The sequence below is a fragment of the Enterococcus sp. C57 genome (assembly GCF_040887305.1).
GTDB classification, from domain to species: Bacteria; Bacillota; Bacilli; order Lactobacillales; family Enterococcaceae; genus Enterococcus_B; species Enterococcus_B hirae.
Window position 1 is genome coordinate 323,847 of sequence record NZ_JBFOFP010000004.1, and the last position, 13,170, is coordinate 337,016.

General features: G+C 36.2%; 13 protein-coding genes. 10 read left to right on the forward strand and 3 right to left on the reverse strand.

What is annotated here, in order from left to right:
- Window positions 1-18: 18 nt before the first annotated feature.
- The 3 genes from AB5M32_RS07115 to AB5M32_RS07125 all read left to right on the forward strand — a co-directional run bounded on the left by AB5M32_RS07115 (window position 19) and on the right by AB5M32_RS07125 (window position 2,609).
- Complete coding sequence (locus tag AB5M32_RS07115) at window positions 19-1,491, forward strand: MDR family MFS transporter (protein WP_010736928.1); 1,473 nt, start codon at window positions 19-21, stop codon at window positions 1,489-1,491.
- The gene (locus AB5M32_RS07120) at window positions 1,488-2,201 is read left to right on the forward strand and encodes a DUF4811 domain-containing protein (protein ID WP_178286900.1); all 714 of its coding nucleotides are present in this window, start codon (window positions 1,488-1,490) and stop codon (window positions 2,199-2,201) included. Before AB5M32_RS07115 ends, AB5M32_RS07120 begins: the two co-directional genes overlap by 4 nt.
- Before the next feature lie 120 nt (window positions 2,202-2,321).
- Complete coding sequence (locus AB5M32_RS07125) at window positions 2,322-2,609, forward strand: DUF1905 domain-containing protein (protein ID WP_034699260.1); 288 nt, start codon at window positions 2,322-2,324, stop codon at window positions 2,607-2,609.
- 73 nt (window positions 2,610-2,682) lie between these two features.
- On the opposite strand, the gene AB5M32_RS07130 is transcribed toward AB5M32_RS07125, so the two are convergent.
- The 3 genes from AB5M32_RS07130 to AB5M32_RS07140 all read right to left on the reverse strand — a co-directional run bounded on the left by AB5M32_RS07130 (window position 2,683) and on the right by AB5M32_RS07140 (window position 7,139).
- Window positions 2,683-3,744: a hypothetical protein gene (locus AB5M32_RS07130; protein ID WP_178286899.1), complete on the reverse strand. Its 1,062-nt coding sequence runs from the start codon at window positions 3,742-3,744 to the stop codon at window positions 2,683-2,685.
- A gap of 11 nt (window positions 3,745-3,755) precedes the next feature.
- Window positions 3,756-4,331 carry an RNA polymerase sigma factor gene (locus AB5M32_RS07135; protein WP_237558507.1) on the reverse strand — a complete coding sequence of 192 codons (576 nt, stop codon included), beginning with the start codon at window positions 4,329-4,331 and terminating at the stop codon, window positions 3,756-3,758.
- 471 nt (window positions 4,332-4,802) lie between these two features.
- On the reverse strand, window positions 4,803-7,139 hold the full coding sequence (locus tag AB5M32_RS07140) for an ATP-binding cassette domain-containing protein (RefSeq protein WP_368024378.1): 2,337 nt from the start codon (window positions 7,137-7,139) through the stop codon (window positions 4,803-4,805).
- Between the two features lie 141 nt (window positions 7,140-7,280).
- Here AB5M32_RS07140 and AB5M32_RS07145 point away from each other — a divergent pair, with 141 nt between their 5' ends.
- The 7 genes from AB5M32_RS07145 to AB5M32_RS07175 all read left to right on the forward strand — a co-directional run bounded on the left by AB5M32_RS07145 (window position 7,281) and on the right by AB5M32_RS07175 (window position 12,889).
- Complete coding sequence (locus AB5M32_RS07145) at window positions 7,281-7,955, forward strand: response regulator transcription factor (protein WP_010720244.1); 675 nt, start codon at window positions 7,281-7,283, stop codon at window positions 7,953-7,955.
- Window positions 7,952-8,977, forward strand: coding sequence for a HAMP domain-containing sensor histidine kinase (locus tag AB5M32_RS07150; protein WP_010736934.1), 1,026 nt, complete (start codon window positions 7,952-7,954; stop codon window positions 8,975-8,977). The genes AB5M32_RS07145 and AB5M32_RS07150 overlap by 4 nt, the downstream gene beginning before the upstream one ends.
- 338 nt (window positions 8,978-9,315) lie before the next feature.
- Entirely contained in the window at window positions 9,316-9,633 is a 318-nt protein-coding gene (locus AB5M32_RS07155) for a PadR family transcriptional regulator (protein WP_010736935.1), read from the forward strand.
- Window positions 9,626-10,240, forward strand: coding sequence for a DUF1700 domain-containing protein (locus tag AB5M32_RS07160; protein ID WP_010720241.1), 615 nt, complete (start codon window positions 9,626-9,628; stop codon window positions 10,238-10,240). Before AB5M32_RS07155 ends, AB5M32_RS07160 begins: the two co-directional genes overlap by 8 nt.
- A 17-nt stretch (window positions 10,241-10,257) precedes the next feature.
- Entirely contained in the window at window positions 10,258-11,091 is an 834-nt protein-coding gene (locus AB5M32_RS07165) for a DUF4097 family beta strand repeat-containing protein (protein ID WP_010736937.1), read from the forward strand.
- Window positions 11,092-11,498: 407 nt separating this feature from the next.
- Window positions 11,499-11,993, forward strand: a complete 495-nt coding sequence (locus tag AB5M32_RS07170; RefSeq protein ID WP_010720238.1) for a DUF5348 domain-containing protein — start codon at window positions 11,499-11,501, stop codon at window positions 11,991-11,993.
- A 26-nt stretch (window positions 11,994-12,019) separates the two neighbouring features.
- Complete coding sequence (locus tag AB5M32_RS07175; protein ID WP_178286897.1) at window positions 12,020-12,889, forward strand: SPFH domain-containing protein; 870 nt, start codon at window positions 12,020-12,022, stop codon at window positions 12,887-12,889.
- Window positions 12,890-13,170: the final 281 nt, after the last annotated feature.

A 13,170-nucleotide genomic window follows, 5' to 3' on the forward strand; every position in this document is an offset into this window, starting at 1 on the left:
TCAGAAAGAAGGAGAAATATGAATAAAAATCAACCCGTAGATATTTACGGCAAACCATATAATCGGACACTATTAGTTGTCGTTTTATTGATTGGTACCTTTTGTACGGTATTAAATCAAACCTTATTAACTACAGCTTTTCCTACGCTGATGAAAGATTTTGATATCTCTGCATCAAGTGTTCAATGGCTAACAACAGGGTTCTTATTGGTTAACGGAATCATGATCCCGATTACTGCTTGGCTGATCAATAAATTTAGTTCAAGAAGTTTATATTTATCAGCAATGTCAGTCTTTTTAATCGGAACAATTACCTGTTTTGTTGCCCCTAACTTTAGTACTTTATTGATTGGACGTTTGATCCAAGCCTGTGGTGTGGGTGTTTCAATGCCTTTATTACAAAATATTATGTTGTCGATTTTCCCACCAGAAAAAAGAGGATCTGCCATGGGGATGTCAGGGATCGTTATTGGATTGGCTCCAGCTTTAGGACCAACATTATCAGGTTATATTATTGATAACTATCATTGGCGTGATCTATTTGGTATGGTCTTACCAATTGTCGTCTTAGTTTTGGTCTTAGCCTTTTTCTTGATGCGAAGCGTTATTCCGTTATCAAATCCAAGTATCGATATTCTATCTGCGATCCTTTCAACAATTGGATTTGGTAGTTTGCTTTATGGCTTTTCAAGTGTCGGTGATGCTGGATGGGGCAGTGCGAAAGTGATCGGCTTCTTGATCGTAGGGGTAATATTTATTGCCTTATTTGCATGGCGCCAACTTCGTTTGGAAAATCCATTCTTGGAACTGCGTGTATTTAAATCATCAACCTTTACGATTGCAGCAGTTTTAGCTGGTGTAACGAATATGGCGATGGTCGGTGCTGAAATGGTTGTTCCTCTATATATCCAAAATATCCGTGGCGAATCAGCTTTTCATTCTGGCTTGATGTTACTACCCGGTGCCTTGATTATGGGGGCGATGATGCCGATTACAGGTGCGATCTTTGATAAACACGGTGCAAAACGTTTAGCGATTGTCGGGATGTTCGTGCTAACCGCTGCAACAGCACCATTTGCTTTCTTAACAAAAACAACGCCTGTTTTATATATTGTTGTTCTCTATGCGATTCGGATGTTTGGGATCTCTATGGTTATGATGCCAGTAACAACATCTGGTATGAATGCTTTACCAAACAAACTGATCAGTCATGGGACTGCAGTAAACAATACCTTCCGACAAATTGCTAGTTCGATTGGGACAGCTATTTTGATCAGTGTATTGACCAATGTAACAAAAGATAATCTACCTGCAAAATCAGTCTTAGAAAGCACGCCTTTAACTTATAAAGACCAAGCGATCAATGCGACATTATCTGGTTACCACGCAGCATTCTTTGTGGCGATCGTCTTTGGTGTGATTGGTTTTGTGATTGCCTTCTTATTGAAGAGAAAAGAACCTGTTCTAGCGAAAGCGGGGGATAAAGCATGATTATTTTCGTATTGATCATTAGTTTAGTGGCTTTTGCCCTAATGAATATCTTTGCAAAAAAAGCTTGGCAAACAATTGTATCATTACTTTTTGGGTTAGTCTTTGTGGCATCCTTAGGGTTGATCGTGGCTAATTTATCCAACCATTTTGGTATGGAAAAAGTAACTGAAACGAAAACCACTAACATCGTATCAAGTGCTGATTCAGATAGTGCAAATATGCTTTTATATCAAGCGTTAGGTGACGGGACTGAAAAAGTCTACCTTTATCGTACGAATGAAGACCAAAAGAAACCAAAAGCTACCGGTACTGATAATGAAACCAATAAAGTAGAACGTACGACTAGTCAAGCGCAAAAAGTAGCAAAAACAACTTATTGGGTCTATAAAAATGATATGTATAAATTCTGGTTCAATCTAGCGGATAATAACCACGAATATGCCAGTCGTGTGAATACCTTTAAAATTCCAGCTGATTGGATTGAATTAAGTACGGATCAAGCAAAAACATTAGCGCAACGAGTAAAAGAACAACAAAGTACGATGAAAAGCGACGCAAAGGCTTTTGTACAAGAAGGTCTGATGAAAGCTATGACTGAAAATCCAGCCATGACGCCAGAAGAACAAGCAACATTGTCAAAAGAATTAGCAACGCAATTCCAACAACAAGCATTAACGAAATTAGTTGAAGAAGTCAAAGCAAATAAATAGTCAGCTAATCAAGTAAGTGCAAGAATCAGTTAATTTCAAAAAGGGCTCCTCCCTACAGTTGAACGATCAGCTGTGGAGGGTCTTTTTTTTTGTTATACTGAACAAAAAAGGGGTGGGGAAATGCAAAAAAAATATTCTTTCCAGTCAAAAATTTATGCTTCTGAAATAGGTAAGGGTGGCGCATATATCATTTTTCCTTATGATCTCAGAGAAGAGTTTGGTGTAGGCCGAGTCAAAGTTCAAGCGACATTTGATGGAGTAGCATATGAGGGAAGTATTGTGAATATGGGAGTGAAAAACGAAGATGGAACAATTTGCTACATCTTAGGGATACGTAAAGATATTCGTAAAAAAATTGAGAAAGACATCGGTGATATCGTTTCTGTAGAAGTGATTCCAAAAAATTAAAGCAGAAGGCAGAAGATAGTTGTCTTCTGCTCATTTTTTATTAACTACCATGATGGATTTGCCACAATCCGATCTATTTTTCTAACTCAATTTCTCCGATTCCTTTCAATTCGAGATAAATCGAGGCTTGTTGATCATATCCAGAATAGTCAAAAGTCATATCCCAATAGTTATTTGACCCTTCAGTAACAGAAGTAAATTTAGAATATGGGTAATAGGTTGTCGTCTTTTCAGTTACTATTTTTAATTGAATATTGTTGTCGGCATTACTTTTTGGTTTTGGCAACTTTTTCAAAAAGTCTTGTTCATCTTTAAAACGAATGACAAAATTAGTAGGATATGCCATTGCTCGCTCAATCGGTAAAAGGTGATTATTTTTTGGAGTAAAATTTATTTCGTCAAAATAGTTGATCTTACTTGTATCAATAGGTAGTTCCCATTTGCCTTTAAAAATAGAATATACTTTTGGGTCACTTGCTTTATAGGCTGTGATGCCATTGATTTGTATGGTTGTCTCTTCAAGAGAGGGAACCGAGCCCGTTTTTGTAGGATGTAGATTGTAAATAAATTCCAATGTGTTTGTTTCTCGATCAATGCTCTGTTCCTCATTGATCGAACGGAATAGCGACAAGTCTTCTTTTTCTTCTGCTAGTCCTGAACGAAAATCAATCAAATACTGATCTTGCCCATTTTTGATCCCAAAATTTAATCCATATTTCTCCCATTTTTTGTTTAAAAGCTCCGAGTTTTTTGGAAGATGAACAGTAAAATGTAACCCTAGTTCATTTTTGTCTACATAGAGTTCTGTTAACTGTATATCTGCTTTTTTATCATAAGCTGTAAGTTGTTGGCTGGAAATAAACCCTTCATGATTCAATGTTTCAGAAGTAAATTTCCCAAACCGTAAAAAATTAGCAGTTGCAGTGCCTAAGGGTGAGTAAGCATACAAACAGATACTTATGAGAAATACGGCAACAGCTATCAAATAAACCCGTTTTTTTATGTAGTTTTTAAGTGGAACCTGTTTCTCCTTTCGTATAGAGTCATAGGTGGCTTCTAATTTGGTTCGTACTTCTGAGGGTAAGCGTTCCTCTTTTTTGAGTTCTTCCATAAATTTCTTTTCAGAAATAGTCATTTTTTCTCCTCCTAGCTCTCCTCTATTTTTAGTAGTTTTTTCCCTCGAGCAAGGTGTGTCTTCACTGTATTGACTGGTTCAGATAATATCGTGCTGATTTCTTTGATGGAAAACCCATTATAGTAATAGAGCACCAACGGAATTCGATATTTCAAATCTAATTTTTGTAGCATGTGTTTTAATTCCATTGAATGTATCGTTGTATTTTTTTCTTCCTCGTATTCTACATAAAAAGTTTCTTTCTTTGATTTTTTGAGAATTTTTTTGCAATTATTAATGAGAATTTTGCATAACCAGGTGTTAAAATATTCTGGTTTTTGCACGCTTTGGATATTTTTGTAGGCCGTCAATGCTGTTTCTTGTAAACAATCTGCAATATCTTCTGAATTGTTCAAAAACTTACGCGCTGTATTATAGAGAACAGCTTCATAACTTTTAAACAATTGGACAAATGCCTCTTTATCTCCCTCCTTTGCTTTTTTTACTAAAAATAAATCACTGGGCACACGATTTTCCTCCCACTTCATAAAGATTTTTTCTCTTACATCTATTAGAGTCAAATAAATAGGAAAAAGTTTCAAATACATAAAAATAATTTTGGCTATTTAAGCGTTCTCTAAAAGATGCATATTCTATCATTTAACTGTAAAAAACATAGGTACAGAAATAGGGAATACCTACAGCTCTAAAGTTGCAATTGGAGAAGCAATATGTGCTGGGGGGGCTACACGCAAGAGTGGTACATCTGCTATTCTTACAATCCAGTCAACAGTGCATGCTATGTTGTTTCTAACACATAATATTACTGACTAAAAAATAAAGAAGAAACTGAGCTAAAACTTGTCTCAGTTTCTTCTAGTATCTCTAAAAAAGAATAAATAGTGTTCAAAGTCTGACCTTCGGCAATAAGCCGAAATTGTCCAAAAATTTGAGAAGAACCAAGTAGACGACAATCAACAGGGAAAACAAGTATTTGTGTTTCTTGTCAATTGACGGAAATTCCTTCTTATTTCTTGCTGCTAAGGACTTCTCAATCTCTTTCAAACAATATCAATCGTTTATTCTGCACGCAGAGCAATCGCCGCATCTTTTTTAGCAGCCATTCTTGCTGGGATGTGCCCACCTAACATCGTTAAGATCGTAGAGACGATCACGAGGATCAGTGCATGGAGTGGGTTCAATTGAGCCACATTTTTTAGATCAGTCATTTGATAGAGTAAATGATTGATTGGGAACGTTGCTAACCAAGCAATCAAAACACCTAATAAGCCCGAAGAGATTCCTAAGATACAAGTTTCTGCATCAAAGACACGAGTGATATCTTTTTTACGAGCCCCTAATGCTTTTAATACCCCGATTTCTTTGGTACGTTCGATGACTGAAGTATACGTGATAATACTGATCATGATCATACTTGTCACTAGTGAGATACCAGCAAAAGCAACCAATACATAAGTGATGGCATCCATCAATCCACCAGTCAATTCAGTCATTGTTCCTGCTAAGTCAGAGTAAATGATTTTATCTTCTTCTGCTTTTCCTTTGTTGTAAGCATCTAAGTAATCAAGGATTTTTTCTTTGTCACCAAAGTTATTTGGATAGATCATGATGCTAGTTGGAATGCTATCACCGCCTAAATAGCTGATCAGTGATTGTTTAGCTGTTTCATCCACTTTTTCGTTGGACATCACATTCGTATCACTATCTTTTTGCGCTTTTACAATCTCAGAATCTTTATTTTCGTTAACGATTTGTGTCGTTAATTGATCACTATATGCGATTCCAGGGGAAAGAAGATTCATTGTTGAAGAAGATTTTACTCGTAAAATCCCTGCAATCTTTACTTCACTCGTTGAATTAGCATACATCGTATCGTAATCAGTATTTGGAATAAAGTTGCCAGTAGGTAATTTCGTGTAGTAATCATTGTTGTTGATCACTTTGAAAGTTGTCCCAACAATGCGATCAAAGTCTAATTTTTGACCGTCTTTTACATCAAAGCCCAGGTTTTTCAAGGCATTGATATTTGTATTGTTGTTACCATCTACGATCAAGACCACGTCATTCGCAGAAGCAGGATAACTGCCTGAAAGCAGTGAATAGTTCGCTTTTAAAAAGTTTTCTTTTTGATTGTCTAACTGTGTTGGAAAACTGGAAACACCGACACCCGTCATAGCAGACATCGTGCTTGATAATGATAATGATTCGTTTTCAGGGTTTTGGTTAGAGAAACTTACTGGTTGCACTTTACCATCAACTTGGCGAAGCATATTGATACCAGTAGCACGAGTAAAGCCAATATTATTACTTAAATTAGGATCGATATCTTTGACATAATCTACATAAGATTGGTCGATTTTATTGGTGTGCTGTGCTTTATCTTCATCACTGATTTTAGCAGTTACCTGTTTTGTATTTGGATAATCCGCTTTACTAGTACCCAATGAAGCAGAATCTGTTGAACGATTGGTTGTCACTTTGGAGATAGTGATCGGGAATTTTGCCATCGTTTCAGACTGTGTTTTATCAATTTGTTTTTGGAAGCCTGAAGATAATGCCAAGACGATCGCAATCCCGATGATCCCAATACTTGAAGCAAAGGACGTCAAAAATGTTCGCCCCTTTTTCGTGCGGATATTATTAAATGAAAGTTTCAAGGCTGTCCAGAAACTCATTTTTGTCCGACGTAAATTGAATTGATCATCTTTTGGTCGTTCGATATGAGGATGTGAATCTGCCAAGATTTTACCATCTGAAAATTCAATGATTCGATCTGCATATTGATGAGCAAGATCAGGGTTATGGGTAACCATGATTACTAGCTTCTCATTAGATAGTTCTTGGATCAATTCCATGATTTGGATACTTGTTTCGGTATCTAGAGCTCCAGTTGGTTCATCGCATAAGAGGATATCTGGATCGTTGGCTAAAGCACGGGCAATTGCGACCCGTTGCATTTGTCCGCCAGATAATTGGTTTGGTTTTTTGTGCATATGATCCGTTAAACCGACACGGCGTAAGGCTTCCTCAGCCTTTTTGCGTTTTTCTTCTTTGGCCACACCGCTAAGTGTCATCCCTAATTCAACATTTTCGATGATTCCTAAATGTCCAATCAAGTTATAACTTTGAAAAATAAAACCAATCGAATTGTTTCGGTAAGCATCCCAATCGCTATCTTTAAAGTCTTTTGTGGACTTTCCGTTGATCACCATATCTCCGGAATCATAGTTGTCTAAGCCACCGATGACATTCAACATCGTTGTTTTTCCTGAACCACTTGGACCAAGAATGGCAACAAATTCTTTTTTTCTAAAGGCAACAGATACGCCATCTAATGCTTTAGTCGTTGTTTCGCCAACTTTATAATATTTCTTTATATCTTTAAGTTGTAGCATATTCGTCCTTCTTTCTTATTAGAATATTCGGTATACTTAAAAGTATATCAGAACAATAAACGCAGTATAATCAATGAATGTTAACTCAATATGAACAATCAGAAAGAAACAAGAAATTTTTCAAAAAATCGAGGGAATAAAATGAACCGTATATTAGTAGTAGAAGATGATGAAAATTTACAATTGCTTTATCGTTCAGTATTAGAACATGCTGGTTTTTCGGTAGTCACAGCTAGTAGTGGAACAGAAGCACTAGCACGATTGGAAAATTTTCATGTAGAATTGATTATTACCGATATCATGATGCCTGAGATGGATGGTTATGAATTGTTGGAAAGTTTACGAGATGGAAAAATAGAGCTTCCTGTGCTGATGATCACGGCTAAAGCCGATTTTGAAGATAAAAAACGTGGTTTCCAGTTAGGAACGGATGATTACATGACGAAACCCGTAGATGTCAATGAAATGGTTTTACGTGTGGAAGCGTTATTAAGGCGAGCAAAAATCAATCATAGCAATCAATTGAATATTGGAAATACTACCTTAGATCAGGAAACGTATGAAGTGAGACAAAATGAAAAGGTCAGTGTGCTGCCTCAGAAAGAATTTCTTTTGCTTTACAAACTGTTAGCTTATCCGAATAAGATTTTTACGAGACAACAATTGATGGACGATATTTGGGGGCTGGATACAAATACAGAAGAACGAACGATCGATGTACATATCAAACGATTAAGGACACGTTTTGAAGCAAGTGAAGATTTCCAGCTCATCACCGTTAGAGGACTCGGGTATAAAGCGGAGGTCAAAAGATGAAAAAGAAATTATACTCTCAACTGTGGATCTACTTTGCTAGCATTGTGTTTGTTTCAATATTAGTGACTCTACTGTGCTTCTTAGGCTTTATTTTTTTGCTTTCTCATCAAAACGTTACGCCATCTGAACGACCAACACTCTATCCGTTATTCGTTTTTGCTTTTTTTAGCATGATCGTCGGCACGGTAATTTCTGGCTTTGTCGGTCATAGGATCTTGAAGCCAATCAGTGAACTACGTAAAAATATGAGTAAAGTAGCTACAGGTGATTTTTCTATTCGAATGGAGGAACCTCCCAAAGTCGCAGAAGTCCAACAGTTATATAAAGATTTCAACGTGATGGTCCAAGAACTCAATAGCATCGAAACGCTAAGAAATGATTTTGTTTCGAGTGTTTCACATGAGTTTAAAACACCACTAGCGACGATCCAAGGCTATGTCCAATTGTTACAAGCACCAGATATTCCAGAAGAAGAGAAGCAAGTGTTTTTGCAACGATTGATTGAAAATATTACTCAGCTCTCACAGTTGACTGAAAATATCTTGAAACTAAATAAGTTAGAAAACCAAAGTGTCAAAATCGAAAAGCATAAATTTCGTTTAGATGAACAAATACGAGAAGTCATCGTGTTTTTGCAACCTAAATGGGAAGGGTTGAAGTTGCATATCGATTTGGATACGGTCTTTTATGAGGGAAACGAAGAATTTTTATACCAGGTGTGGTTGAATATCATGGATAATGCGATCAAGTATAATCAACCTGATGGTAAGATCGAAATTCGTTTGACTCAAAATGCTACAGATATTTTATTGGAAGTAACGGATTCAGGTGTAGGAATGAACGAAGAAACTCAAAATCGCATTTTTGAAAAATTTTATCAAGGAGACACAAGCCGTCAGATGGCTGGCAATGGCTTGGGATTGTCTTTGGTAAAAAAAATCCTTGAATTGCATGAGGGTACGATACGCTATAACAGCATTCCTGAGGTAGGAACCACAGCTGTGATCAGCTTGAAAAAATAAAAAGCTAAACTTTAATAATGAAGTAGTTGTTCTGTTCAATTGTTTTATTATGAACTAAAACCAGATCAATTACGTGATAAAAGAAACATACTAAGATGAGTGGGTAAGGTATTCCGTCGAATATCTTGCTCACTCATCTTAGTATGTTTTTGTCTTTCTCAAATGGCTCAACTCTAATAATCTGAAGCAGCAATTGATTTCGGAGCGTTATTTATAGATTTTAGATCTAAGTATTATGCTGTTTTATTTAAAAATAATCAACATTTATATTTTAAAACAATATTATATGTAGTATAATATGTTGTGAAAGAAGATATTGTATAAAAGAAGGTGAAGGAATGCACATCCAAGTTCCAACGATATTACTTGATGGCACGGTATTAGCTGCATTGAGTAAAGAAGATATGTATGGCTATGCGTTGACTAAAATCGTACAGGAAAGCCTGTCGGTAAGTGAGTCAACGATGTATCCCGTCTTAAGAAGGTTAAAAAAAGAAGGATTTTTAGATACTTATGATGAACCCTTTGAAGGAAGAAATCGTCGATATTATCAATTAACACCAGCGGGGTATAATCGGTTAGAAGATATTATTGATGAGTGGATCGTCTTTCGAGATTCCTTAAATCGATTATTGGAGGATAATAAACATGAATGAATATTTAGATGAGGTAATAGAGGAAATCCAAGAGATTCCTGAAGATGACCGATTCGATTTGATTCAATATTATGAAGAATATTTTTTAGATTCTGGCAAAACAATTGATCAAATCATTGAAGAATATGGTACGCCTAAACAGTTTGCGCTTAAATTGAAAATCAATTATTTCTCTGAACAAGATGATTCAGCAACAGATGAAGTCAACCCAAGAAGTTCTAAACGACAAATTCGTTTGATTTGGATGATCGTGATTGGCTTATGTGCCTCCCCTCTGTTGATTCCTTTGGCGATTGGTTTTGTTGCAGTGATCGTGGGGTTATTATGTCTATTAGTCGCTTTGCTGGTAGGTGGTTATGTCGGTTGTATTACTGTTTTAGGACTTGGATTATTTTCAGTTGTTTCGGGTATTGGTGTGTTGGGGCAGTCGATAGAAAGTGGATTATTTTACGTTGGATTAGGGCTATTCGCTACTGGAACCGTCGTCTTCTGTGCGCCGCTCCTTCTGAAAATGACAAAATGGATATTTAAAATGATGATGAATTTTGTGAAGTGGGTTGGACGTCGTTTTGTAACGAGACGTGCGATTCATTCGTCGAAGTTATAAGAAAAAGAGGTGTGAAGATGAAATTAAAATATTTTTTAATGGCTGGTCTAGGCTTGATGGTTAGTGGTGGCTTACTTGCTGGGACAACCTATGCGTTTGGGACGCACCGAAGCCTTGCTTGGGAAAATGGCCCTCAATTGGTCGAAATGAACCATGACTCACAAGTGATATCGACAAAAGAAAAAATCAACAAAATAGTGGTCAATGCACAATACCAACAAGTTGAGATCAAACGTGGCAAAAATTTTGAAGTTAACTCTACGTATGAAAAAGCAAGTAAACCTCAAGTCACTACTAAAGGAGATACTTTGACGATTAACGGAAATGGTCGTGAACAAAACGTCTTGTTTCATGTAATGAATAACACATCCAAAATCACCCTGACAGTTCCTAGCGAACTTCCTTTAGATCAACTTGTGTTAGAAGGAGAGCAAGGACAACTTTTATTAAATGACGTAGTGAGTGAGAATGTTTCCGTTACAAATAATGGTGGATACATTACATTTAATAAAGTTGATGGAAAAAAAGTTAAAGTAAATTCTGTGCAAAGTTATGTAAATATTGATAATTCAGATATTTCAAACATCGAATTGAATGCCAAGTATGGGAATCTATTCTTAAATGGATTCAAAAATACTCAAGGAACAGTTATGTTAGAAAATTGCTATGTAGACTTTCTTGATAATGGAGAGATTGGATTAGATATTGATCTATTAGGGATGTCAACTGTCACAAAAAATAATGAAGAATTACCAATCAAAACAGTGATCAAAGGAGAAAACAATATAAAAATCACTGGTTATGATAGCAGTGTGGTGATAGCTGACGAAAACCATCAATATGATGTTTAAAAAGGATAAAGTCTGTCATTAAGAGGAAGTAAAGAGAAATAAATCGAAGAGGTTCAAAGATAGGTGCAACTATTTTTGGAACTTTTCGATTTTTTGATTAAGCGATTTTTTTCAAAAGATTTTGAATGACGGTCGTTGATTATGGATGATGATCCACGTAAAAGTTTTTTCGAATAACGGTTTATTCACATTTAGATAACGATTTTACATCTTTTATCTCGGATAGGTGTTTGATAGATAGTTTCTCAGATAGGTTAGCTAATATAACAGACATGACTGTTAGGATGCTAAGACATCGGGCAGTATCATGGGGAAGAACGATTTTTTTCATCGCTTAACTTACAAATCTGTAGTAAAATAAGAGAAAATAGAGAAAACACAGCTGAGATAATAAGGTGGAAAAATAGATGAGAATAGATGAAGCGAAACGAGAAGAGCTACAGTTAGAAATAACAAAATTACATAATTATCTCACGGAACTTAATCATAAATATTATGATACAAAAAAAGAACGTGTGATGATCGATTACCCGAATAACTCAGAAGGTCGGCAATTAGAACAAGTTTACAATGAAGTATTCCATCATTTATTGAAAGTAAAGAGGGAATTAGACTATTACTCTTTGCCGATTTTAGATACAGGGATCTTAAAGTACGACGAAGAAAAAGAGCGTTTTGTGTTCAAATCAGTTCGAGAGAATTTGATTCTTTCTGCAGGAATTGATTTAGAGATTTTAGTGGAAGATTATTTTACTGAAGAAAAACATTGGGTACGCACAAGGTTAGAATATCTACCCCAAACTTCCGGAGGACCACAAGTGAGTGGTTGGTATATCACAGAAGATAAGGAATTAGAATTAGAGGGAGTGATGGCACGGATTAGAAAGAAACCAATCATGTAGGAATGGTCTAAGAAAGGAACTAAGTGATGAGTGAAAAGAAAGCGGTTTATGTAAATGGGTATATTGGATTGAGCGGTTTGGTGTTATTAGTTGGTATCGGCGGCTTCTTATTCTATTTTGGCATGACAAGTGGAGCGATCTTCCAGACGGTCATGGGTTTTGTTTGTTGGTTGATTGCTATTGCACTACTAAGCTCCGCAACGGTTGTTAGTCCCAACCAGGCAAAAGTTATTTTGTTTTTTGGACAGTACATTGGGACGATACGAGAAAGTGGGTTTTTCTTAACGGTTCCGTTTGCACAAAAAATCAACTTATCTTTAAAAGTACGAAATTTTAACAGTTCGGTTTTAAAGGTGAACGATTTAGATGGCAATCCCATCGAAATATCTGCCGTCGTAGTTTTTAAAGTTGTTGACACGGCTAAGGCGTTGTTCGATGTGGCGTATTACCAAGATTTTGTTGAGATTCAAAGTGAGACAGCGATTCGTCATATTGCTAGCCAATACCCTTATGATACTTTCAATGAAGAAGATTTGACTTTGCGAGGCAATACGACTGCCATTTCTGATGAATTAGCCAACGAGCTACAAGAGCGGTTATCTGTTGCTGGGGTCGAGGTGATTGAAACGAGATTGAATCATCTAGCGTATGCGACTGAAATTGCTAGTGCAATGTTACAAAGACAACAAGCAAAAGCTATTTTATCTGCTCGGCAAACGATCGTTGAAGGAGCAGTTACGATGACACAAATGGCATTGGAACAAATTGAAACAGGACAAGAGATCAATTTCACAGATGATCGGAAAGTCCAATTGATCAATAACCTACTTGTTTCGATTATTACAGATAAAGGAACACAACCAGTCATTAATACAGGGACAGTGAAAGAAAAATAGCCATTATTGAGTAAATATCGTATGATTGTAACGAATTTTTCAACTGTATTTTTTCTATAATAGAACAGTAGAGTAGTCAGAGACTGAGCCAAAACTCAGTCTTTTTTAGTATCTCTAAAAACGAATAAACGGCGTTCAAGAAGCAACTCCTCAACAATAAGCGATGATTTTCTAAAATATGAGGAGCTATTTTAAAAAATCCTCTCTTATTCGCTCGGAGTTGAACGCTTCTTTCACAGCCTCTTGCTTTAAACGGTGTTCAAACATCAGCTCCTTGAAAT

What these genes read in the sequence shown, in the direction of transcription:
- AB5M32_RS07115 (WP_010736928.1), top strand. Translation starts at nt 19, where the DNA reads ATGAATAAAAATCAACCCGTAGATATTTACGGCAAACCATATAATCGG.
- AB5M32_RS07140 (WP_368024378.1), bottom strand. Translation starts at nt 7,139, where the DNA reads ATGCTACAACTTAAAGATATAAAGAAATATTATAAAGTTGGCGAAACA.
- AB5M32_RS07165 (WP_010736937.1), top strand. Translation starts at nt 10,258, where the DNA reads ATGAAATTAAAATATTTTTTAATGGCTGGTCTAGGCTTGATGGTTAGT.
- AB5M32_RS07160 (WP_010720241.1), top strand. Translation starts at nt 9,626, where the DNA reads ATGAATGAATATTTAGATGAGGTAATAGAGGAAATCCAAGAGATTCCT.
- AB5M32_RS07155 (WP_010736935.1), top strand. Translation starts at nt 9,316, where the DNA reads ATGCACATCCAAGTTCCAACGATATTACTTGATGGCACGGTATTAGCT.
- AB5M32_RS07125 (WP_034699260.1), top strand. Translation starts at nt 2,322, where the DNA reads ATGCAAAAAAAATATTCTTTCCAGTCAAAAATTTATGCTTCTGAAATA.
- AB5M32_RS07150 (WP_010736934.1), top strand. Translation starts at nt 7,952, where the DNA reads ATGAAAAAGAAATTATACTCTCAACTGTGGATCTACTTTGCTAGCATT.
- AB5M32_RS07175 (WP_178286897.1), top strand. Translation starts at nt 12,020, where the DNA reads ATGAGTGAAAAGAAAGCGGTTTATGTAAATGGGTATATTGGATTGAGC.
- AB5M32_RS07170 (WP_010720238.1), top strand. Translation starts at nt 11,499, where the DNA reads ATGAGAATAGATGAAGCGAAACGAGAAGAGCTACAGTTAGAAATAACA.
- AB5M32_RS07120 (WP_178286900.1), top strand. Translation starts at nt 1,488, where the DNA reads ATGATTATTTTCGTATTGATCATTAGTTTAGTGGCTTTTGCCCTAATG.
- AB5M32_RS07145 (WP_010720244.1), top strand. Translation starts at nt 7,281, where the DNA reads ATGAACCGTATATTAGTAGTAGAAGATGATGAAAATTTACAATTGCTT.
- AB5M32_RS07130 (WP_178286899.1), bottom strand. Translation starts at nt 3,744, where the DNA reads ATGACTATTTCTGAAAAGAAATTTATGGAAGAACTCAAAAAAGAGGAA.
- AB5M32_RS07135 (WP_237558507.1), bottom strand. Translation starts at nt 4,331, where the DNA reads ATGTATTTGAAACTTTTTCCTATTTATTTGACTCTAATAGATGTAAGA.